This is a genomic window from Dyadobacter ginsengisoli DSM 21015, from assembly GCF_059568735.1.
Genome location: NZ_JCANTY010000024.1, coordinates 1 through 4,998, shown reverse-complemented (window position 1 = coordinate 4,998; position 4,998 = coordinate 1). Strand labels below are relative to the sequence as shown.

Genomic DNA, 4,998 nt, shown 5'->3' with positions numbered 1-4,998 from the left:
GGATCAGCACCTACCCTAATCCCGCATCCGACAAGCTGCTGGTCAACAACTATGCACAGGTGCAGGAAGTAGCGATCAGGAATACCTCAGGCAGGAATGTACTGCTCCAACAGAAGGTTTCGGACCAAGGCGTAGATGTCAGCAAACTAGCACCTGGCATCTACATCGTAACCATGACCCTGTTTGACGGCACTATCAGCACACACAAAGTAGCCGTTACCAGGTAACGCAAAGTGGAAGGCCTGGGTTGCTGATGCTAACCCAGGCCTTCATGGTATTGATTTAAACTATTCCATCAGACAAAATCCATTATGAAAACAACTACTTTATTCTCAACACTCGTGTTTACAGTAGGACTTGCCGCATCGTCGGCGTCCCTTGCTCAGGTAAAACATTGCAGCTCCTTGCGCCAGTCATGTGGCTGGTATGATCGTTTACAACACGGCAAGCGCAGGAAGCGGTAGTACCGCAGTCTATCCCGAGCAGTATTATAATGATGGGAACCAGTGGGTGAGAGTAACTCCAATACCCGTTCAAAGAAGCTGGCAGGCTTTTACAGAAGGTATCGATAGAACATACGGCACGACCTACACGAATTCTCTACCGTATGAAATTGTGGTGAACGTTGGTGCGCATAGCGCACTTCTTGTCGGGGAAAGGGTCATCCTGAGCGGTTTTGTGAATGGCGTGAAAGTTACCTCATCTACGGGTAGCGGCAACGGGATTCTGGGAAATACTGCAAGCATCAGCATTATTGTTCCTCCGGGCGCAACTTATCACGTCGATCTGTTTGAAGAAACCCCCACCAGCTTATGGCAGAATGATCACTGGACTGAATACAAATAATAGAAAACAGCTGTACCTCCGGCTTGAAACGCGCTATTCAGTCGGCGAGCTGCGGGCTGGTGCATATCCCTTCGATAAATTATATATCAAAACCATCAAGCACAATGACTATACAGTTTAAATCAATCATCACAGGAGGGCTTCTCTCTGCTGCGCTGCTGCTAAGCTCCTCGCTCATGGCACAGGTCAAAATCGGAACAAACCCGACAACCATCGAACCAAACTCCAACCTGGAAGTGGAAGCGTCTACTGCCGGCCGTAAGATGAAAGTCGATAAAACAACCGGCCAGGTAAGCATTGCGGATGGTACAGAAGGTGCGGGAAAGATTTTCACCTCTGATGCTGTGGGTGGCGGAAGCTGGCAAAGTGTATCCCTTATTGCATTTGCTGCCGCCCAGGGTGGTCGACAGAACCTGCCACAGTCAATAGATGCGGGCCAGTTAGGAACGGTCACTTTCCCAGGCGAAACGACCGATCCTACCAATGCATTCACACCTTCGACCGGAACTTTTGTGACACCCGTTACCGGGCATTATGTATTGTTTGGTTCAACCCAATTTGACAACTCTGCACTACCTGGAATCCCTAATCTGGATCGGACTTGTTTACATCTTTATGTTAACAACACTTCTGTTACGCAGGGATGTGCATTTCCATCTGCCACTTTTTCAAGTACTTCCATCTCAAATCTCGTGAGATTGAATGCTGGCGATACAGTGACACTACGGGCTGGTGCAGGAGTTTCCTCAGGTGCCACCTTCGCGGTCGCAGTATCCACCTTTTATGCTTATAAAATCTCTAATTAATCCGGTCATCTATTCGTCCCGGTAACCTGCGGCAAAATGTTCTCTGGCGGAATATAAACAACGGCTGCGCCTCGGATTTAAAACACACGAGCCGGCCGCCCAGCTGCAAGCCGGTGAGTAGCTCTTCGATAATTATTTATCAAAAACCATCTACCACAATGACTACACAGTTTAAATCAATCATTACGGGAGGACTTCTATCTGCTGCGTTGCTACTAAGCTCCTCGCTCATGGCACAGGTCAAAATCGGAAGCAATCCCACGACAATCGACCCGAATAACAACCTGGAAGTGGAAGCTTCGACACCTGGAAGAAAAACCGCTATCAACAAAACGACCGGACAAGTAACTATTACGGATGGCACTGAGGGTGCCGGGAAAGTATTTACCTCCGATGCCAATGGCGGCGGAAGCTGGCAAACGAGCGGAGCCGGATGTGCCAGCTTTGATGCGAAGGGGGATAATACAACCACGCCAGTAGTTAGTACCGGCGTGTATACGCCTGTTAAGCTGATTGCCAACAATGTTGCTTACTCTCCGTCCGGTGCTTATAATAGTGCAACCGGGGAATATACCGTCCCTGAGAATGGATTCTACATCTTCCACGGGTCAGTAGGTACTTATAATGTCGCTATCGGGACTACTGGTTCCAGAAATACCTCTATTGATTTGGTTTCAGCCTCCAAGGGTCTTTTAAGCCATACTGTTTCGCCCGAATTGGTGTACGGAGTTGGGGCCTGGCAGGATGTAACGTCTGCTAATTATTTAACAGCAGGTGACAAAGTCTCGTTTCAAATAAATTCCGATCATGTCAGCGGGGTCAAGCCTGATTCGGTAACTACCGCCGCGATTTTTTTCTCGGGTACTCGTGTCGACTGCAATAAAAACTAGAATGGATCAATAGCATAAGGGCAGTTTTGACCGGACTGCATCCACTCTTCGATAACCGCGTTTTTAAACACAAAAAAATTGTACTATGAAAAGAAAAGGACTATCCCCATTGAAGTTTGCCGCCATGACGCTTGTTGCCGTGGCTATTTCGGATGCTTCCTTTGCCCAGGTAAAAATAGGGGCAAATCCGACCACGATCACGCCCAACGCCAATCTGGAAGTAGAGGCGGACAACGGTGATAAAACCGTCATTCAAAAAGACAATGGCAATGCAGGTATAGGCACCACAACGCCCGGCTCAAAACTTACCGTGAATGGTTCCTTTGGGGCCAGTTACCGGGAAGAAACGGCTACATCTGCAAACATAGGCCCCAACGACTATTATGTGGTATGGAATGGGGCCGCCGGAGGCAACCTTACTTTACCCGCGGCGATCAGCGGTGCCGGTAATTATAAGGGCCGGTTGTATTTCATCAAAAACACGACGGCTTCCAATAATCTGACAGTTGCCGCCAGTGGAGGCGAACTGATCGACGGGGCTGCCAGTATTTCCGTACCTCCGGGTTACGGTGTCAATGTGGTAAATACAGGAGCTACCAGCGGCACCACCTGGGAGGTGATCTCGTTCTCAAACTCTGCGGGTATTCCACAATTCCGCACGACATCGGCTATTGCCGCAGCCGGTTCGGCTACTATCACAGGACTCACTACCGTACCGCAACTGATGCCCGGCATGACCATGAATGTAAATAACCCTACCGGGCAAACACTTAATTATCTGATCAACTGCAATATAGCATACGACGCCGGTAACGCGGTACGTTTAGGTGCAGCAAACATGTATATACACATATATCCTGTCCTTTTTGTCGATCACATTGAAACTCCCTTCAAAACTTTCATTGAAGCAGAGCCGGTGGATGGAGTCGACAACGCCTCTTCCAATTTCATTGGTTCGCTCAACGGTACGGTACCACTCGGACCCGGCGACCACCTTATTGAGGTGGGTTACAGAGTCGGCGCCTTTGCCAATTTGGCCAGTTACCAATTTAACCAGGCCGGTAGCGTCATTACCGCAACTACAATTTATTGATTTGTTGATGGTACTGATTTCATTCCTGGCCCTGTCCATAAAAAAATGCCCATTGCCACCGGTCAGCATGTGAATGAATTCCATTGATAATTCGATGCTCATTAACCAGGTCCTTTTGAATACAAAAAATCATTGTACTATGAAAACAGAACAACAACATTTGAAAAAATTATTTATTCCCGCGGTGTTCGCAATAGCTGTGGTATTCGGTTCTTCTTCGGTTTTCGCGCAGGTAAAAATAGGAACGAACCCGACCACCATTGAACCTAACTCTAACCTGGAAGTGGAAGCCTCTACTGCCGGACGTAAGATGAAGGTAGACAAAACAACGGGCCAGGTTAGTATTGCAGATGGCACGGAGGGTGCAGGGAAAGTGTTTACTTCGGATGCAGCGGGTGGAGGCAGTTGGCAGGCAGCAGGCCCAAGCGTCTACGTTGAAGCAAGCAATACTGGCTCTCAAACAATAGTCGGCGGCTCTGGATTTAACAGAATAATTATGCCCACTGAAATTGTAGATATCGGAAATAATTACAATCCTGCTACCTCACAATTCACGGTGCCTGCTACTGGCTACTATATGGTGATGGGCCGAACATCAAAGGATTTAACTGACAATGTAACTGCACATCAGCTAAGTTTTGTCTTACTGGTTAATGGTACTTTGGCCACACAGGATATTTTAGACGCTTTACCCGGCGGACAAACAGGTGTAGGTGGCTTTGTACATTTTCAAGGGACAACGTTTGGACATTTCAATGCAGGTGACGTGTTGGAGCTCTCCATGCGAAGTCTTACTACAACACCGACCGCTAATTTTGTTATGAACTACTTGAAAATAGTCAAATTATTCTGACCAGGTAAACAATCAAAGCATTAAACAGACTTTATAATGAAACATAACTATACCAGATCATCCGGAAAGGGATGGATCAGCATGGCAGCCTCTGCGGCCCTGCTTTTATTCGGACAGTTCGCCCAGGCACAGGAAGGCGGCCAGGGCAACACCACCATCTTCGGAGGTGCCCAGATGACCTTTTTTAGTAACTACAACTTCGTCACCGGGGGCGGGGGCGCCCAGCCCGGCGTGATCCTCACCGAACGTGCCGCTGGCAACTTCGGCGTACTCAATTTCGCAGGCGATAACCTGACTTCCACCGGTGCGTCGGATGCAGGCTATGTGGACGGTTACGTACGCAAATACGGGGCAGGCCAATTTGTCTTCCCGGTCGGGGACAATGGTGCCCTCGGCCCGTTTGCCGCTTCCGCCGACGGCACCATGGGTTCTTATTTTCACTCAGACCCTAATACGGCCGTTACCAGCAACCTGTTTACTGGTTCGGACTACACCGCACTGCCCAGCGGG

The 4,998-nt window shown here is 48.7% G+C and carries 6 protein-coding genes and 1 pseudogene; all 7 read left to right on the top strand.

Annotated features, from left to right (window positions below):
- Positions 1 to 227 (top strand): T9SS type A sorting domain-containing protein (locus tag BP71_RS37810; RefSeq protein ID WP_496387105.1); only part of this gene is annotated, 227 nt, incomplete at its 5' end.
- A gap of 190 nt (positions 228 to 417) precedes the next feature.
- Positions 418 to 846: a hypothetical protein gene (locus BP71_RS37805; RefSeq protein ID WP_496387103.1), complete on the top strand. Its 429-nt coding sequence runs from the start codon at positions 418 to 420 to the stop codon at positions 844 to 846.
- Between the two features lie 104 nt (positions 847 to 950).
- Positions 951 to 1,652 carry a C1q-like domain-containing protein gene (locus BP71_RS37800; protein WP_496387102.1) on the top strand — a complete coding sequence of 234 codons (702 nt, stop codon included), beginning with the start codon at positions 951 to 953 and terminating at the stop codon, positions 1,650 to 1,652.
- A 158-nt stretch (positions 1,653 to 1,810) separates the two neighbouring features.
- Positions 1,811 to 2,542, top strand: coding sequence for a hypothetical protein (locus BP71_RS37795; protein WP_496387100.1), 732 nt, complete (start codon positions 1,811 to 1,813; stop codon positions 2,540 to 2,542).
- A gap of 85 nt (positions 2,543 to 2,627) precedes the next feature.
- Positions 2,628 to 3,635 carry a hypothetical protein gene (locus BP71_RS37790; protein ID WP_496387098.1) on the top strand — a complete coding sequence of 336 codons (1,008 nt, stop codon included), beginning with the start codon at positions 2,628 to 2,630 and terminating at the stop codon, positions 3,633 to 3,635.
- 139 nt (positions 3,636 to 3,774) lie between these two features.
- Complete coding sequence (locus BP71_RS37785; protein WP_496387096.1) at positions 3,775 to 4,488, top strand: hypothetical protein; 714 nt, start codon at positions 3,775 to 3,777, stop codon at positions 4,486 to 4,488.
- 36 nt (positions 4,489 to 4,524) lie between these two features.
- Positions 4,525 to 4,998, top strand: a pseudogene (locus tag BP71_RS37780) (hypothetical protein); the annotation flags it as partial.